This window comes from Halobacterium bonnevillei, from assembly GCF_009831555.1.
Taxonomy (GTDB): domain Archaea; phylum Halobacteriota; class Halobacteria; order Halobacteriales; family Halobacteriaceae; genus Halobacterium; species Halobacterium bonnevillei.
This window is the reverse complement of record NZ_WUUU01000067.1, coordinates 1-15,331: the sequence shown is the minus strand read 5'-3', so window position 1 is coordinate 15,331 and position 15,331 is coordinate 1. Positions and strand designations below refer to the sequence as shown.

Here is a 15,331-nt window from a genome sequence, read left to right as displayed (position 1 = left end):
CGCCCGGGCGCCGTGACATGGACGTCGCCCGCCCCGAGTTCCTCCCCGACCCCGACCGCTCCCACGACGAGATGGAAGCGCTCCAGCGCGAGATAGCCGACGTCGCCGTCTTCTCGGACGACCACGGGTTCGACGCCGCGACGCTCGGGTTCGAGGAGACGCCGCGAGACGCGACCGGTGATCCAGACGCGGGAAGCCAACAGAAGACGCTGCGCGACGCCGACGCGCCGGTTGTCGTGGGCGTCGACCAGGCATTCGTCGGCGACGAGCGCTCGGTCAGCGCAGCGGTTGCGATCCAGGACGGCGTCGTCGTCGAGCGCGCCGCCGGGTCCGCGCCCCTGGAGATTCCGTACATCCCGGGCTTGCTGGCGTTCCGCGAGGGCGACGCCATCGTGGACGCCCTCGAGTCGCTGTCCGTCGACGCCGACGTGGTCGTGCTGGACGGCAGCGGCCGCATCCACTTCCGGCAGGCCGGCATCGCCACGCACGTCGGCGTGCTCTTCGACGTGCCGGCGGTCGGCGTCGCGAAGAACCTGCTCTGCGGGACCCCGAGGGAATCACTGGACGACCCGCTCTCGGAGGGCGCTCGGGTCGCCGTCGAGGCCGACGACGGCGTGGACGCGCCCGACGGGACGGTCATCGGCTACGCATACCAGTCCCGGCAGTACCCGAACCCACAGCGCCGCCACGTCAACCCCCTGATTACGAGTCCCGGGCACCGCGTCAGCGCCGAGACGACCGTGGAGGTCGTGGAAGCCACCTGCGCGGGATACAAGCTCCCCGCGCCGACGCGACTCGCCGACGAGTACGCCGACGAACTGAAGCAGTCAGGTGGCTGAAGGTCCGTCCCCGCGGTGCCGACTACTCAACTGTTAACTGCGGGGCGCGCGACGCCACGAGCATGGAGAAGGTCGCGCTCATCACGGGCTGTTCGTCGGGCATCGGCGACGCGACGGCGCGCTCGCTGCTGCACGAGGAGTGGACTGTCGTCGCCACCGCGCGGAACACCGAGGACCTCGAGGGGCTCGCCGACGCGGGCTGCGAGACGGCCGAACTGGACGTCACGAAGCCGGCGCAGTGCACGAACGTCGTCGACGACGTCGTCGAGCGCCACGGACGGCTGGACTGCCTGGTGAACAACGCTGGCTACGCCCAGCTCGGGCCCCTGGAGGACGTGCCGACGCGCGAACTCCACCGGCAGTTCGACGTGAACGTCTACGGCCCGCATCGGCTGATTCGCGCCGCCCTCCCGCACATGCGCGAACGCGAGGACGGCACCATCGTCAACGTCTCCAGCGTCTCCGGCCGCGTCGCCACGCCGGGGATGGGCGTCTACAACGGGTCGAAGTTCGCGCTCGAGGGGATGAGCGACGCGCTCCGCGGCGAGGTCAGCGACTACGGTATCGACGTCGCCGTCGTCGAGCCCGGGCCCGTGGAGACGAACTTCACCGACCGGGCCGAGGCCGAAATCGGGGGGCTGGACCGCAGCGGCGCCTACGAACAGCTGTACGCGTTCTTCGAGGACGCCAGCGCGGTCAACGGCGTCGGCGCCGTCCCGCCGGAAGCGGTCGCTGAAGTCATCACCGAGGCCGCGGTCAGTCCGGACCCGCGGTCGCGGTATCCGGTCGGGCGGGCCGGCCGCTTCGGCGTCGCGGCGCGGTTCCTCCCGGACCGCTGGCTGGACGCGGCGTACGCGCTCGTCCGCCGGTTCAGCCGCTGAAACTCCTGTTCTCTCGACGGTCGCTACCGGTCAGTCGAGGCACGCGGCGACGACGCGCAGCGGCTGCTCGCCGCGGACTTCGTCCGCGAGCAGGGGAACGCGCTTGACGTCGTACTCCCGGAAGAGGTCCTGTGCTTCCGCGAGCGCGGCCTGCTGGACGTCCCAGCGCCGCGAACAGAACTCGCAGCCCTCGGGGTTCGGTTCGACGAACGCCTCGTCGGGGACGTCGACGGCGTCCGCCAGCGGCTCCATCACGCGGTTCACGACGACGGTGCCGACGGGGACGCCGAACTCGTCGAGGCGGTCGGTGAGCCGCTGGGCCTCCAGCACGCTCATCTCCTCCGGCACGAGCACGACGCGGAAGTCGGTCCGGGTCGGGTCCGTGAGGACCGCGCGCAGTCGCTGCACGCGCTCTTTGACCGCGTCCAGGTCGCCGAACTGGTCCTCTTCGGTCGCATCGTCGTCGCCGCCGAACATCCCGGACAGCCCCTCCATCATGCCGCCGAGGCGGTCCCGAAGTTGCATCAGGCGACCGACCATCGAATCCATGACCTCCGGGAGTTCCAGCAGGCGCAGCGTGTGGCCCGTCGGCGCGGTGTCGACGACGACGCGGTCGAAGCGCTCGTCGTCCATGTACTCCAGGAGGAGCTGCATCGCGGCGGCCTCGTCGGCGCCCGGCATCATCGCGGCGTCCTCGGCGGTGTCGCCCGCGGCGCCGCCGAGTAGACTGTCCAGTCCGCCCGCGAATCCGCCGTCCTGGCCGAACATCCCCGCCTGCGAGAGCGCGTCGTCCGGGTCGATCTCGACCGCCCACAGGGGCGCGTCCTCGCGGACCCGCGCGGGGCGACTCGGCACGTCGAACTCGAGGGTGTCCGACAGCGAGTGCGCGGGGTCCGTGGAGACGACCAGCGTCGCCGTCCCGTCGTTCGCGCTCGCAAGCGCGGTAGCGGCCGCCATCGTCGTCTTCCCGACGCCGCCCTTCCCGCCGTAGAGCACGTACTCCGCCGTGTCGCGCGCCACGCCGGGGTCGAGGGTGTCGACGGCCTCGACCTCGATTTCGTCCATGCCTGTGTTCGGCGACCCAGCGGGGTGAATGCGTCGGTTGCGGGACTTCCCTGGAACTGGGGCTCGCGGTCGGTGGCGAAGTCGTTGGCCAGAGCAGTTATCGGTGGTGCGCGTGTCACTAGCTGCCATGGAGGGAGTGTTGAACGAACGCACGCACACGGTGCACAAGAAGGGGCTCGAGAACCCGTACAGCCGAACCAAGTGCGGTGCGACCAACGACCTCGGACACGACGAACTCCGTACCGTTCCCGTCGAGCGCGCAGTCGACGACTTCGACGCCTGCCGCTGCGGCCGGTGTTTCGCGGACGCCGGCGGCTACTGACGCCACGCCGTCTCTCTCGACGACTGACGCAGTTCGCCCCTACAGACGACCGTCTATCGGTCGGCGAAGTAGTCGGCGAGTCGCTGGGCGGCCGCTTCGACGCGCGGGGTGACGAGCGCGAACCGGAGCCAGTCCTCGCGGGCGGTGCCGAACCCTGAACCGGGCATCCCCGCGACGCCGGCTTCGTCGACGAGTTCGAACGTGTTCTCCAGCGTGCCCGGGAAGTCCGGGAACCGCGCGAGCACGTAGAACCCGCCGTCGGGCTTCGTGTACTCGGCGCCCGCGTCGTCGAGCGCGTCCGTGAACGTCTCCACGCGCTCCGCGAGGCGCTGGCGGTTCTCCTGGTAGTACGCCGGGCCAGTCTCCGTGAGCGCGTGCAGGACGGCCGCCTGTCCGGGGCGCGTCGTCGCGACGTTCGTGAGCATGTGCCGGGACTTCATCGGGCCGACGTGATCCGGCGGCGCGACGCAGTACCCGACGCGGAACCCCGTGATGGCCATCGACTTCGAGAACGCGTTCACGACCACGCGGTGGTCGGAGTCGAACTCCAGGGCCGACGTGAAGTGCCCGGAGAAGTCGAAGTGGTCGTACACCTCGTCGCTGACGAGCAACGCGTCGTGTTCCTCGGCGATGGCGACGAGCTCCCGCATCGTGTCCTCGCCGTACACGGCCCCCGTGGGGTTGTTCGGGGTCGTCGCCATGATGCACGCCGTCTCCTCGCTGACCACTTCGCGGACGTCCGCGGGGTCCAGTCGCCCGTCTCTGGCCGTCTCGACGTACACCTGGTCGCCGCCGAGCATGTTCGTCTTCCCCGGGTAGTACGGGTAGACCGGGTCGGTCATCACGACCTCGCTGCCGGCACCGCGTTCGAGCGCGCGCCCCATCGCGAGATAGTTCGCCTCCCCTGCGCCGTTCGTCACGATGACCTGGTCGCTGTCGACCTGCCGGCGCTGTGCAATCTCCTCCCGGAGCTCCCGGAGGCCCTCGCTGGGCGGATACTGGAACTCCCGGCCGCCAGTGTCGGCGTACTGGTGGAGGCCCGCCGCGAGCGCGGGCGGCGACCCCCAGTCGGGGTTCCCGGAAACCATGTCGATGATGTCGCCGTCCGCGTGGGCCGCGTACTCCATCACGCGGAAGAACAGCGGCTCCTCGTACTCCATGTACGGGGATACCCGCCACGGTAGGAGTGTCTTTCGCCCCGTCGACCGCTCGGCGGACCGTGGCAGCGTTTGCTGGAAGTGAACGGTTAATTCCCGTGGCAGAGATACCTCTACGCGTGCAAGGGCACGCTGCGCACCTTCGCGCGTACTACGTAGAGCACATCCACGCCTACTACGACGCCGTCGACGACGGCCGCATCGACGACCTGCTCGCGCTGTTCGCCGACGACGTCGTCTACGATCGGCCGGGACAGCCGAGCATCGACGGGAAGGACGACCTCGAGGCGTTCTACCGCCGGGACCGCCCGCTCTCAGAGGGGCGCCACGAGGTCCACGACCTGCTCGTGGACGACGGCACGGTCGCAGTGCGTGGGACGTTTTCCGGTGTCCAGGACGGCACGGACGTGGAGCTCGGGTTTGCGGACGTCTACGTCTTCGACGCGGACGGGCTGATTGCCGAGCGGTTCACGTACACAGACCGCGACACCATCTGACGCTCCGCAGTCGTCGACCTCGTGCGCCGGCACCGATGTCCCGGACGGGACGGGGTCACCCACCACCTTCTTTGCCGCCGACCGGGTACCGGTCAGTATGCGCGAACACGCCGCCGACCCTCCGATCGAGGAGACGCTGAACGACGCGCTCCCGGCGGCCGGCCACACCGTCGCGACGGCGGAGTCCTGCACCGGCGGTCTCATCGGGTCGCTTCTGACTGACGTCGCGGGTTCGAGCGACTACTTCGACCGGTCGCGGGTGACGTACTCGTACGACGCGAAACTCGCTCTCGGCGTCTCCCGGGAAGCTCTAGACGAACACGGCGCCGTCAGCGAACCAGTCGCGCGCCAGATGGCGCAGGCGACCCGGGACGCCGCCGGCACGACGTGGGGCGTCTCGACGACGGGCGTCGCCGGGCCGTCGGGCGGGACCGACGAGAAACCCGTCGGAACCGTCTTCATCGGCGTCGCGTACGCCGGCGACTGGGGGACGCAGTCCAGTTACACCACCGTCGAGCGCCGCGGGTTCGACGGCGACAGGGTCGCCATCAAGGAGCAGATCGCGCGCCGCGCGCTCGAGAAACTCCACGAGGAACTCCAAGCGGGTCCGCAGTGACGGACCGGGCGGTCGCCCAGGTGACCGACGCTCCGAAACTCGGGTGGTCGTGGGGGCCGCGACCCGGACGCTGTCCGGGAGTCGACCGAAATTGTGACGTACGCGTGGGTGCAGGGTTCCGCCAATGAACAAGGGCGACCACATTCTGAACGGTATTCTGCTGGCAATCGGTCTCGGGTACGTCCTCTACCCCTCCGGCGGCGTCGAAACCCTCCGCACGATCGCCGCGGTCCTCATTCCTGTCGTCCTCGGCGCCCTGTTCCCGGACGTCGACACTGACTTCGGGAAACACCGCAAGACCCTCCACAACCTCCCCGTGCTCGCGTTGCTGTACGTCTTCCCGGTGTACTTCGGCAACCTCCAGTACGTCTGGATCGGGGTCGCCACGCACTACGTGCTCGACGTCGTCGGCAGCAAGCGCGGTATCGCGCTGTTCTACCCGCTGCTCGACCAGGAGTACGGCCTCCCCGTCGGCGTCACTACCGTCTCGAAGTTCGCGACCCCGGTCACCGTCGTCATCACGGCTCTCGAACTCGCCGCCATCGCCGTCGTCGTCCACGTCGCGCCCGAGTTCGTCCCCACGGACGCGGTCCAGAATCTCCTCGACGTCGGGAGCGTCCTGCCGTGACTCAGTAGACGGCGACGTCGTCGAACTGTCCGTCGTACGCGATGTGGCGGGGGTGGGTCGGCTCCGTCCCCGAGAGGAGGATGCGGTCGATTTTCTCCCAGGTGTTCTCGTACCCGAGGTGGAGTTTCTCCGCCAGCGACCGGACCTGGTAGCGGGCGCCCCGCTGGTGGTACGTCTGCCGCGGGACGCCGGATTCGAGGGCGTCCACGAGGTCGGCCTCGGAGTCGATTGCGGCGTCGAACGCCGTCCAGACGCCGCCGACCGTCTCGGGGAGGTGGGCGTACGAGGACGCGAACCCCGGGATGTCGTAGGCGTCGGCGATTGCACGCGCACGGCTGTCGTGGTACGGGAGGTGTTTCGGGTTGTGGGTCTCGACGGCGGCGACCGTGTCCCGGAACCGCTCGACGTCGGTCGGCGTGAGGCTGACGTTCAGGAACCCCGGGTGCGGGACGAGCGCGGCCGCGTCCTGGCGGCGGAGCTCGTCGAAGACGGCGTCCAGAGTGATGAAGTCCGGCACCGGGTCGGTCAGGCCGACTGCGAGGACGTGCTTGCGGTCGCGCCACGACCCAGTGAACAGTTCGCGGCCCGGGACGACGAGCAACTCGTCGTCGGAGTACTCGGCGGCCCTGTCGCGGGCGTCCGGGAGGCGCGTGAAGTGGGGCGCGTACACGAGCACGTCGATGCCCGCGGCTTTCGCCCGGCGCACAACCTCGTCGTCGAGGACCTTCGCGTGGAGGTCGACCCGTGTCGTCGGCACGACTCGAGCGTTCGAGGGCCGACAATTAGCTGTTTACGGTTCTCGCGTTTCGACCGCCCGCGAACGCCGGCGGTCAGACAGCCGCTCCGGGGACCAGCCAGGCCGGAACCACCCGCGTCAGGACGACCATCCCGGTGAGTTCGACGAGCGTCTGCGTCACGACGACCGCGGGGGCGAGCGCGAACCCCGAGGGAAGCGCCAGCGCCAGTGGGAGCACGACCAGCGAGTTCCGCGTCACGGACGTGAACACGAGCGCGCGGCGCTCGCCGACGTCCATCTCGAGGCGCCCGGCGACGGCCCGCCCGAGCAGCGGCATCACGACGAGGAACGCGACGTAGACGGGGACGACCGCGGCGATAGTCCGCAGCGAGTCCTGGACGCGCGGGAGCTGGGACGCGATGACGACGAACAACGTCAGCCCCATCATCGGCACGGGCAGCCATCCCATCGCCCGCTGCCAGGTTCGTCCGCGGCCGGAGCGCTCCCCCAAGAGTTCCGTCGTCCAGGCGAGCGTCAGCGGCGCCGCGATGACGACGACGAACGCCTCGACGAACGGTCCGGCTTCGATGAACGACGCGACCCGCGGGCCGACGAACAGCCAGAGGTACACCGGCAGCAACAGCAACTGGGCGACCATCAACACCGGCGTCGTTGCGGTGATCTGTTCGGCGTCGCCGCCCGCGAGCTCCGTGAACGTGATGACGTAGTCGATGCACGGCGTCAGCAACACCATGTACGCGCCGACGAGAACCACCGGGTCCTGGGGGAGGAACCGCGTCAGTCCGTAGACGACCACTGGGACGACCAGGAAGTTCATCCCGAGGGCCGCGAGCATGAACTGGCGGTTCCGGAACGCGCGCCGGATGCGAACGAACGGAATCTCCAGGAACGTCACGTACAGCAGCGCGGCGAGAACGGGGTTGATGAGCGGTTCGAGGCCGGGACTCGCGTCCGGCTGGCCGAACCCGACGACCAGAGCGAGTGCGACGGCGACTGCGTAGACGCCGACCTGGTGGCGTCGGAGCCACGCGCTGGACAGCCGCGTCATTGCCGGCTCACAGTCGTCTCGTCGTCCGTCGGGAGGCAGTCATCCAGTGGTCGGTGGCTCGAGGCGGTCAGGCGTCGAGTCGGTCGCGGACCGCGTCGGCGGCCGCTTCGACCGGCGTCTCGTCGCCCGGGTCACTTTTGTCCCAGACGCGTTCGCCGTCGACGCGGACCTCGAAGACGCCGCCGTCGCCGGTCTGGAGGCGGACGCCGTCGAGTTGCTGACCGAACGTTTCGAGGAGCAACTCCTGTGTGTCGATCGCTCGCTCGAGGTGGCCGCAGGGAACGCAGTACTCGATGGTGACGTCGGGCATGTGTCATCGTGGTCGGCGACGGGCCGCATAAGTCCCCGGCTCCCCTTCGGAAACGAGGTTACGGCTGGTAACTGACGCGGTGTCTGGGACCGACCAGCGTCAGCTGCGACGTGGCAACGTAGCGGGGGTGCGTGTTGGAGCGAGGACGTGGCGGTCCCGCGGGGCAACGCAGGTATACCTTTCTGGCTGGCGCGAGAAGCCGTCGAGTGTGACCCGCGACACCGACGCTCCGGAACTCGACGCTCCGGACCTCGACGCCCCGGACACCGACGCTCCAGACGCCGACTGCGTCGCGGACTGGTGCGCGGACGACGACTGGTGTGGGGTGACGTGCACGATGGACGTCCTCGGGAAGAAGTGGGGGCCGGTCGTCGTACACCGCCTGCTGGACGGCGCCCCGCTCCGGTTCAGCGAACTCGCAGACGACCTCGGCCCCGTGACGAACAAGGTGCTCTCCGAGACGCTCGACGACCTGGAGGCCAGCGGGGTGGTCGACCGCGAGGTCGTCGCGGAGAAGCCGGTCACCGTCGAGTACTCGCTGACCGACCGCGGGCGCTCGCTGCGCCCCGTGATCACTGCACTCGAAGACTGGGGCCAGACGCACCTCGGCGTCTCGGAGCCGGACGCGGGTCGAAACTCCGGCTGCTGACTCCGCCCGGGTCGACTGTCGACCGAACTGCCCACAATCAGTCCGTGGATCGGAGACCGGGCCGTAGGCGAACGGTCTCGGGCGTTGGCGCCATCGACTGTGGGCTGTTAACGAGGGGCTAAGACGATCTCACACGGGAGAATTTGTCTGACGTGGAGCCGACAATTGGCGGACAAGACCGTATTGTGGTCGAACTGCCGACACAAAGTTTATTTGCGCGCTCAGGCTATGGGCATCCATGTCCCGGTGGGAGTGTGCAATCGTCGACTGTGGGTCCGCCTTCGAGAGCGTCGAGGCGCTGCTCGCCCACCAGGTGACCGACCACGAGACCCACGAGTGCGAGATCTGTGGTGACGCCGTGCCCGAGGGCTACTTCGCCATCAAGCACGGCCTGAACGAGCACACTCGCGCCGAATACGTCCGCTTCTACGACGGCGACGCCGCCGCCATCCGGGAACGCGAGCGAGTCATCGACGACGTCTCCGACGCGCTCGACGTCGACGTCCTCGAAGACCTGTTGAGCGACGAGACCGCGGACGCCATCGACACCACCGAGCCGGTCCACGCGACCACGAGCTAGATTTCGGTCGCCGCTCCCGTCGCCGCTTTGTCCCGTTCCTGTCTTGTCTCTCCTGGCTCCTCGGTCCGTAACCGTCTTGCGACCTCCGAGTGACGTCCAGGTATGCGACTCGCGCGACTCCGCACGGACCAGGGCGTCGTCGAGGGCGAATACCGCGACGGCGCAGTCGTCACCGACGACGCGGAGTACGTCGTCGGCGAGGACGGAACGCTCGCGCCGCCCTGTGACCCCTCGGCTGTCTACTGCGTCGGCCGGAACTACGCCGCGACCATCGACCAGATGGACTACGAACGCCCCGACCAGCCGGACTTCTTCATCAAGCCGCCGGTCTCCGTGGTCGGCCACGAGACGCCAGTCCCCTATCCGTCGTTCACGGACGAACTGACGTACGCCGGCGAACTCGCGGCCGTCGTCGACGAGCGCTGCCACCGCGTCCCCGAAGCCGACGTCCCCGACGTCCTCCGCGGATTCACCGTTCTGAACGACCTCGACGCGCTCGACCAGCCGGGCCGCAGCGCGCGGAAGGCCTTCGACGGCTCCGGCCCTCTCGGCCCCTGGGTCGAGACCGACGTCGACCCCCGAGGCATCGACGTGCACACTGACGTCGCGGGCGAACGCCGGCAGGAAGCCAACACGGACCTGATGCTGTTCGACCCCTACGAGGTCGTCGCGTTCCTCTCCGAGCGGTTCACCTTCCAGCCCGGGGACGTCGTCGCGTTCGGGAGCCCCGCGAACCCCGGGCTCGTCGAACCCGGCGACACCGTCGAAATCACCTACGAGGGCGTCGGCACGCTCCGGAACACGATTGTCGAATCCGAACTGGAGTAGCCGAACCGGCCCGCGAACGAATTCCGCAAAACAGCAGTCGAAACTCGAGGTTACTGGCGCTCTTCGGAGTCGAGCACGCGAATCTGGTCGCCACGGACGGTCACGGGAATCGGGACCGTCGCCTCGTACAGTTCGACGGTGACCTGGTCTTTGCTCTCGTCGATGCGCTGCACCTGCGCCTTCTCGCCCTTGAACGGGCCGGCGATGAGTTCCACGATGTCGCCCTCCGCGATGCCCTCGACGTCCGGCTTCGGGGACAGGAAGTGCTCGACTTCGCTGATGCCGGACTCGCCGGGGACGAGGCTGCGGGCGTGGGGGATCTCCTCCATCACGCGCTCGATGATGTTGTGGTCGGAGGCCTCCACCATCACGTAGCTGGTGAGCGCGTCCGGCGCGAGCACCGCGTGGATCTCGTCGGCCTCGCGGTTCGCGATCATGCTCGCGACGGTCTGCTCCTGGCTCGCCGTCGTCTTCACAGCGTACACGCCCATCTAGATCACCGACGTGACGCCTTCCATCAGGAGGAAGATCATGAAGCCCATCAGGCCAACGAGCAGGATGCCAGCGCCGGCGATTTTCGAAATCTGGGAGAACTCCTCCCACGACGGCGTGCTGGCGAGGCGGAGCACGCGCGTATACGCGGAAAGCTCTAGGGGAACGTCCATAGTCGTACTGAGTCGGCGAGCGCTCTTTTATCTATTGATGCGAAGCCGGGCCCACCCCACTCGGCCGTTTGCCCGCGTGCCGGCGAGACTCGCTGCAGCAATCGCGCTCACTCAGGGCCGGTGCCACGCCAGCGGGATACAGCGGCCGTGAATGGACTCGGCGACCGGAACGGTGCCGACTCGCCGCCAGCCGTCTCCTTCGCGGTGGAGCAGGGTCCCGCGGTTCGTCGCCGCGAGCGCGCCCTCGTCGCTAGCACACCAGCCGACGGCCACTTCGTCGGGCGTGGGCGAGGAGACGGCCGCGAGGGATTCTCCGTCGCGGTACTCGAATAGCGCGTGGTCGCGGTCGTCGGTCCACCCGTTCGGCGGCGTCGGCGACCCACCGGCGACCACGACGCCGTCGTGTTCGAACGACTCCCGGAAGTACCACTGGCGGCGCCCGTCGTCGAGACGCTCCCAGGTGCGTCCGGCGTCAGTCGTCCTGTAGAGACCGCTCCCCGTCGCTGCGACGAACGAGTTCTTGTTCCGGAGGAGAACGTGGTGGACGTCGTCCGTGTGGGGCGCGTCGAACCCCTCGATAGCGCGGTCGGTCCAGGTGTCACCGCCGTCGTCGCTGACGTAGACGCCGCCGACCTCCACGCCCGCGACGATCCTGTCGGGCGCGTCCGCTGGAACCACGACGTCCCGGACCTGTGCGACGCCGTCGTGGCGTTCGATGCCCCAGTCGTCGTGAGCGGCCAGAGTCCCGAATGCGGTCAGTTCCCTCCACTCCGGTTTTGCCGCGAACCACCCGTCGGCGTCCGTGCGGGTGACGTAGAGACGAGCGGGACGGGTGCCCGCGTATACGCGGTCGCCGACCGGACTCGCACCGACCGAGTACACGGCCTCCTCGGGGACATCGAGCGTGGTCCAGTCCTCCCCGTCCGGGGAGTGGTAGAGGCCGTCCGTCGCCGCGGCGAACACGCCGTCGATGCCGTCGAACGTCCGGACGCGCATCACTGTGCCCGATTCGAGCACCTGTTCCACGGCCGTCTCACCGTCGTCGTAGACGCCCGAGACGAGATAGGCGCCGTCGTCGCTACCTACGACCAACATAGCCTCCGAGAGTGTCGGCGCTCACTAAAGCGCTCCCTGCAGGTATTTTGTGAAATCGAACCGAGTGGTTCTGCGTGTGATCGAAGGTTCAACCGCGTCGCGGCGGTCTCACATCACCACTGGCCGCGTCCTCTCTCGCCACGTCGACTACGGATAGGTCGTCGTCGACGGTGAACGTGATGCTGTCGCCGTCAGCAGTGAACGTGAACGCCGCCTCGAACGGGCCCGTCCCGAGAATTCGCTCCTCGTAGTCCATCATCACGGACGCGTACCGCTGGAAGTCCGGGGCGACGAGGTTCCGGCCGTGCTCGGTGAGGAACGCCTGCAGCGTGGTGTTCGAGAGCAGGGACGCGCCGAAGAACACGCGCCGCGAGTACACGCAGTTGGTGCAGTGCGCGGAGTGCTGGGCGGCGTACCGGTTCTCACAGTACTCACAGGTGCCGCCGGACCGGTCGTGGTCCTCGCAGAGCGTGAGGCGCCCGTCCAGTCGCGCCGAACACCGCGGACACGTCCCGTCTGCGGACAGCAGTGCTTCGGTGACGTGCCAGGACAGCGCCGACCGGAGGACACCGGACGGCTCCCGGTCCTGTAACCCGGCCGGCGGGAGGTTCAGCAGACCCAGGAAGCCGTATTCGGCCGGGATGTCGCCCTCACCGGCTTCCTGGGTGTTACTCGTGCCGTACGTGCCGGAACACTCCGTGCAGTACAGTTCGAGCCGTTCGTGGCGGTAGCTCACCTCGATGGGGGCGCCACAGTAGTGACAGCACTCCTCGAGTTGCACGCGCTCCAGCCTTGGGGCCTCCGTGACCGCGCCGGACTGAATCGCTTCAGCCATGCGTTGACCCGCACTGCTGAGGCCGTAGCCGTCCTCGCTCCGCTCGAGGAAGTGGCCGACGAGCTGGTCGAGGTGGTAGTTGAACCGCGAGGAGTCGACCGACCCGACGCGCTCCCGGAGCGCCGAGAACGACAGCGGGCGCTCGGACCGGTGTGCCGTCGCGAGCGCTTCGAGAATCTGCACGCGAGTCTCGTGGCCGATTGCGGCGAACGCCTCCCCCGGCGAGAGCAGGGTTCTCCCGGCGTCCTCGTCCGTTCCCTGTGCCATGCCCCTCGGTCGGGGGGCATCACACGTAAATCCGGGCGATGCTGGATCGCAGCATCCTCACCGGACGCTGAAGGCCAAGTCCGCGACGAACGAAGCAAGCCAGGGCGTCGGTCACTGCGAGTCAGCGACTCGCGGGCGGGTTCACGGAGTCGCAACGAGGGTTCTGGGAGTCGCTGGAGCAGTGGAGGGCGCGGACGAGTGGACCAGTCGCCGGGGGCTATTCGACGTAGTCGATGTCCTCGATTTCGGTTTCGCCGCCGTCGGGCTCCGGTTCCGGTTCGGGGGCGTCGTCGCGGCCGTAGATCTGCGGGGAGTCGACGCCGGTGACGACGACCATGGTGCGCATCTCGCCGTCGAGTTCCTCGTCGATGCTGGTCCCCCAGATGATGCGGGCGTCGGGGTCGATGCGGTCGTAGAGCTGTTCGACGACGCCCTCGGCCTCCTCGATGCTCATGTCCGGGCCGCCGGTGACGTTGACGAGCGCGGAGTTCGCGGAGGAGATGTCGACGTCGAGCAGCGGGGAGCGCAGTGCGCTCTTCACGGAGTCCGCGGCCTTCGCGTCGGAGTCGGCTTCGCCGAGGCCGATCATGGCGACGCCGCCCTTCTCCATGACGGTGCGAACGTCTGCGAAGTCGAGGTTCACGAGACCGGGCTTGGTGATGAGTTCCGTGATGCCCTTCACGGAGCGCATGAGGACTTCGTCGGAGACCTTGAACGCCTCGCGGACGGGGAGCTTGCCGACCGAGTCCAGCAGGCGGTCGTTCGGCACGACGATGACGGTGTCGGCGACGTCGCGGAGGCGCTCGAGGCCGGCTTCCGCGTTCGTGCGTCGAACCTCGCCTTCCGCGGTGAACGGCGTCGTGACGATGGCGATTGTGAGCGCGCCGGCTTCGCGGGCGGCCTTCGCGACGACGGGGGCGGAGCCCGTGCCCGTGCCGCCGCCGAGGCCGGCCGTGACGAAGACCATGTCCGAGCCCTCGATGGAGTCCCGGATCTCCTCCTGGGACTCGAGGGCGGCTTCCTCGCCGACCTGGGGGAGCGACCCGGCGCCGCGGCCCTGGGTCTTCTGCTGGCCCATGAGGATCTTCGTGTCGGCGTCGATCTCCACGAGGTGCTGGACGTCCGTGTTCGCCGCGACCAGCGACGCGCCGTGGATGCCTTCCTCGAACATCCGGTTGATGGTGTTCGACCCGGCACCGCCACACCCCACGACGGTGATCGTGGTCTGGAGTTCCTGAAGAACGTCCTGGAGTTCGTCGTCAGTCATCTCCCCCGTGGGGACGCTGGAGGAGGTGCCCTCCGACGGGACGTCACCCGCGTCCGAAGCCGAGTCCGCTTCCTCGGCCTCGTCGATGGCGTCCTGCACAATCGAGTCCATTGTTGCGTAACGGGTAGCAGGTGAAGCTTAATTACCTTTCCCCTCCGCGTCGGACGGGCGTCGTACGCGCTCACGCGCCCACTCGCGGAATCCCAGCGAAACCGATACGGACTCGGTTCGCGCGACGTCCGCGGGTCGGATTTCACTTCCGTTAACTTCGACCGATTCGCCGGCCGCGAGTCGCCCGAACTTCGGGCCCTCCGGCACCCCCAGTGTGCTGGCTGCGGCGGGGTCGAAGGTCTCCCGCGTCGCAGTGAGCACCTCGTCCTCGCGACTCACCTCGTCGTAATCGTCTTCTAACACGCTGACGACGCGGTCGACGAACGTTCCCCAGGGCGACGCGTCGGCGAACGCGGCGACGCCCGTCAGCCGGTTCCCGTTCTCCTCGGTGGCGTACGCGAGCGCCGTCTCGCGGGCCGCTTCGACGGTAGCTTCCGGGTCTGCGGCGTGCGCCGCGTCGAGCAGGTCGGCGGGAAACTCGACGACAGTGTAGCCGTCGGCGTCGTCGTCCTCAGAGTCGCGGGCGGAGTCGTCGTAGCCCACAGCGGGCGCGCCGATCCGCAGTCCGTCGTCCACCGGACAGACCCCGTCTTCGAGACTGTCGACGAGCGCGAGCGGGACGCCGTCGGTCTCTCTGACCCACGTCTCGCTGACCACGCGATAGCCGAGGTCCTTGACCACCGCTTCCACGGCCGGCTTCTCGCCGTCGACGACGGCGTGTTCGGCGCCGCTTGCATCGAACATCCGGTCGACGACGTGGCTGTGCTCGCGGGGGTCGCCGAGTTCACTCAGGCTCCAGTCCGCAGCGACGTGTCCGACGCCCCAGTCCGTCGCTTCGAGGATGCGCGTCGGCCGCGGCGCGTAGTGCCCGCCCCCGAACGCGACCAGCGCTCGGCCGCCACGCGGGGTCGGAC

20 protein-coding genes are annotated in these 15,331 nt (G+C 68.6%); 9 read left to right on the top strand and 11 right to left on the bottom strand.

Annotated features, from left to right (window positions below):
* The first annotated feature begins 17 nt into the window (after positions 1–17).
* Together GRX66_RS09735 and GRX66_RS09730 are read left to right on the top strand one after the other, a co-directional pair.
* Positions 18–839: an endonuclease V gene (locus tag GRX66_RS09735; protein ID WP_159526386.1), complete on the top strand. Its 822-nt coding sequence runs from the start codon at positions 18–20 to the stop codon at positions 837–839.
* 62 nt (positions 840–901) lie between these two features.
* Positions 902–1,720, top strand: a complete 819-nt coding sequence (locus GRX66_RS09730; RefSeq protein ID WP_159526385.1) for an SDR family oxidoreductase — start codon at positions 902–904, stop codon at positions 1,718–1,720.
* A 30-nt stretch (positions 1,721–1,750) separates the two neighbouring features.
* On the opposite strand, the gene GRX66_RS09725 is transcribed toward GRX66_RS09730, so the two are convergent.
* Positions 1,751–2,785, bottom strand: coding sequence for an ArsA family ATPase (locus GRX66_RS09725; RefSeq protein WP_159526384.1), 1,035 nt, complete (start codon positions 2,783–2,785; stop codon positions 1,751–1,753).
* 127 nt (positions 2,786–2,912) lie between these two features.
* On the opposite strand from GRX66_RS09725, the gene GRX66_RS09720 reads away from it, so the two are divergent.
* The gene (locus tag GRX66_RS09720) at positions 2,913–3,107 is read left to right on the top strand and encodes a hypothetical protein (RefSeq protein WP_159526383.1); all 195 of its coding nucleotides are present in this window, start codon (positions 2,913–2,915) and stop codon (positions 3,105–3,107) included.
* A 53-nt stretch (positions 3,108–3,160) separates the two neighbouring features.
* Here GRX66_RS09720 and GRX66_RS09715 read toward each other — a convergent pair whose 3' ends face one another.
* The gene (locus GRX66_RS09715) at positions 3,161–4,267 is read right to left on the bottom strand and encodes a pyridoxal phosphate-dependent aminotransferase (RefSeq protein WP_159526382.1); all 1,107 of its coding nucleotides are present in this window, start codon (positions 4,265–4,267) and stop codon (positions 3,161–3,163) included.
* 116 nt (positions 4,268–4,383) lie between these two features.
* Between GRX66_RS09715 and GRX66_RS09710 the strand changes: the two genes are divergently transcribed.
* From GRX66_RS09710 to GRX66_RS09700, 3 genes are all read left to right on the top strand, one after another.
* A complete protein-coding gene (locus tag GRX66_RS09710) occupies positions 4,384–4,761 on the top strand; it encodes a nuclear transport factor 2 family protein (RefSeq protein ID WP_325064038.1) in 378 nt (125 codons plus the stop codon).
* A 97-nt stretch (positions 4,762–4,858) separates the two neighbouring features.
* Complete coding sequence (locus tag GRX66_RS09705) at positions 4,859–5,377, top strand: CinA family protein (protein WP_159526381.1); 519 nt, start codon at positions 4,859–4,861, stop codon at positions 5,375–5,377.
* 124 nt (positions 5,378–5,501) lie between these two features.
* Positions 5,502–6,005 carry a metal-dependent hydrolase gene (locus GRX66_RS09700; RefSeq protein ID WP_159526380.1) on the top strand — a complete coding sequence of 168 codons (504 nt, stop codon included), beginning with the start codon at positions 5,502–5,504 and terminating at the stop codon, positions 6,003–6,005.
* Between the two features lies 1 nt (position 6,006).
* Here the strand turns inward: GRX66_RS09700 and GRX66_RS09695 are convergent, their stop codons facing one another.
* The 3 genes from GRX66_RS09695 to GRX66_RS09685 all read right to left on the bottom strand — a co-directional run bounded on the left by GRX66_RS09695 (position 6,007) and on the right by GRX66_RS09685 (position 8,120).
* Positions 6,007–6,762 (bottom strand): PHP domain-containing protein, encoded by a 756-nt coding sequence (locus tag GRX66_RS09695; protein ID WP_325064037.1) that lies wholly within the window; start codon positions 6,760–6,762, stop codon positions 6,007–6,009.
* Positions 6,763–6,835: 73 nt separating this feature from the next.
* Complete coding sequence (locus tag GRX66_RS09690; RefSeq protein ID WP_159526379.1) at positions 6,836–7,810, bottom strand: arsenic resistance protein; 975 nt, start codon at positions 7,808–7,810, stop codon at positions 6,836–6,838.
* A gap of 67 nt (positions 7,811–7,877) precedes the next feature.
* Positions 7,878–8,120, bottom strand: coding sequence for a SelT/SelW/SelH family protein (locus GRX66_RS09685; protein ID WP_159526378.1), 243 nt, complete (start codon positions 8,118–8,120; stop codon positions 7,878–7,880).
* Between the two features lie 208 nt (positions 8,121–8,328).
* Between GRX66_RS09685 and GRX66_RS09680 the strand changes: the two genes are divergently transcribed.
* The 3 genes from GRX66_RS09680 to GRX66_RS09670 all read left to right on the top strand — a co-directional run bounded on the left by GRX66_RS09680 (position 8,329) and on the right by GRX66_RS09670 (position 10,177).
* On the top strand, positions 8,329–8,769 hold the full coding sequence (locus tag GRX66_RS09680; RefSeq protein WP_325064036.1) for a winged helix-turn-helix transcriptional regulator: 441 nt from the start codon (positions 8,329–8,331) through the stop codon (positions 8,767–8,769).
* 238 nt (positions 8,770–9,007) lie between these two features.
* The gene (locus GRX66_RS09675; protein WP_159526377.1) at positions 9,008–9,349 is read left to right on the top strand and encodes a DUF7565 family protein; all 342 of its coding nucleotides are present in this window, start codon (positions 9,008–9,010) and stop codon (positions 9,347–9,349) included.
* 102 nt (positions 9,350–9,451) lie between these two features.
* Positions 9,452–10,177, top strand: coding sequence for a fumarylacetoacetate hydrolase family protein (locus tag GRX66_RS09670; RefSeq protein ID WP_159526376.1), 726 nt, complete (start codon positions 9,452–9,454; stop codon positions 10,175–10,177).
* A 50-nt stretch (positions 10,178–10,227) separates the two neighbouring features.
* On the opposite strand, the gene GRX66_RS09665 is transcribed toward GRX66_RS09670, so the two are convergent.
* The 6 genes from GRX66_RS09665 to GRX66_RS09640 form a co-directional block, all read right to left on the bottom strand.
* Entirely contained in the window at positions 10,228–10,668 is a 441-nt protein-coding gene (locus GRX66_RS09665; protein WP_159526375.1) for a transcription elongation factor Spt5, read from the bottom strand.
* Positions 10,669–10,842, bottom strand: coding sequence for a protein translocase SEC61 complex subunit gamma (locus GRX66_RS09660; RefSeq protein ID WP_159526374.1), 174 nt, complete (start codon positions 10,840–10,842; stop codon positions 10,669–10,671).
* 111 nt (positions 10,843–10,953) lie between these two features.
* Entirely contained in the window at positions 10,954–11,937 is a 984-nt protein-coding gene (locus GRX66_RS09655) for a WD40/YVTN/BNR-like repeat-containing protein (RefSeq protein WP_159526373.1), read from the bottom strand.
* 88 nt (positions 11,938–12,025) lie between these two features.
* A complete protein-coding gene (locus tag GRX66_RS09650; RefSeq protein WP_159526372.1) occupies positions 12,026–13,039 on the bottom strand; it encodes a winged helix-turn-helix domain-containing protein in 1,014 nt (337 codons plus the stop codon).
* Between the two features lie 217 nt (positions 13,040–13,256).
* Positions 13,257–14,417, bottom strand: a complete 1,161-nt coding sequence (ftsZ, locus tag GRX66_RS09645) for a cell division protein FtsZ (protein ID WP_159526371.1) — start codon at positions 14,415–14,417, stop codon at positions 13,257–13,259.
* A 27-nt stretch (positions 14,418–14,444) separates the two neighbouring features.
* Positions 14,445–15,331: D-aminoacyl-tRNA deacylase (locus tag GRX66_RS09640; RefSeq protein ID WP_325064035.1), on the bottom strand; the 887-nt coding region annotated here is incomplete at its 5' end.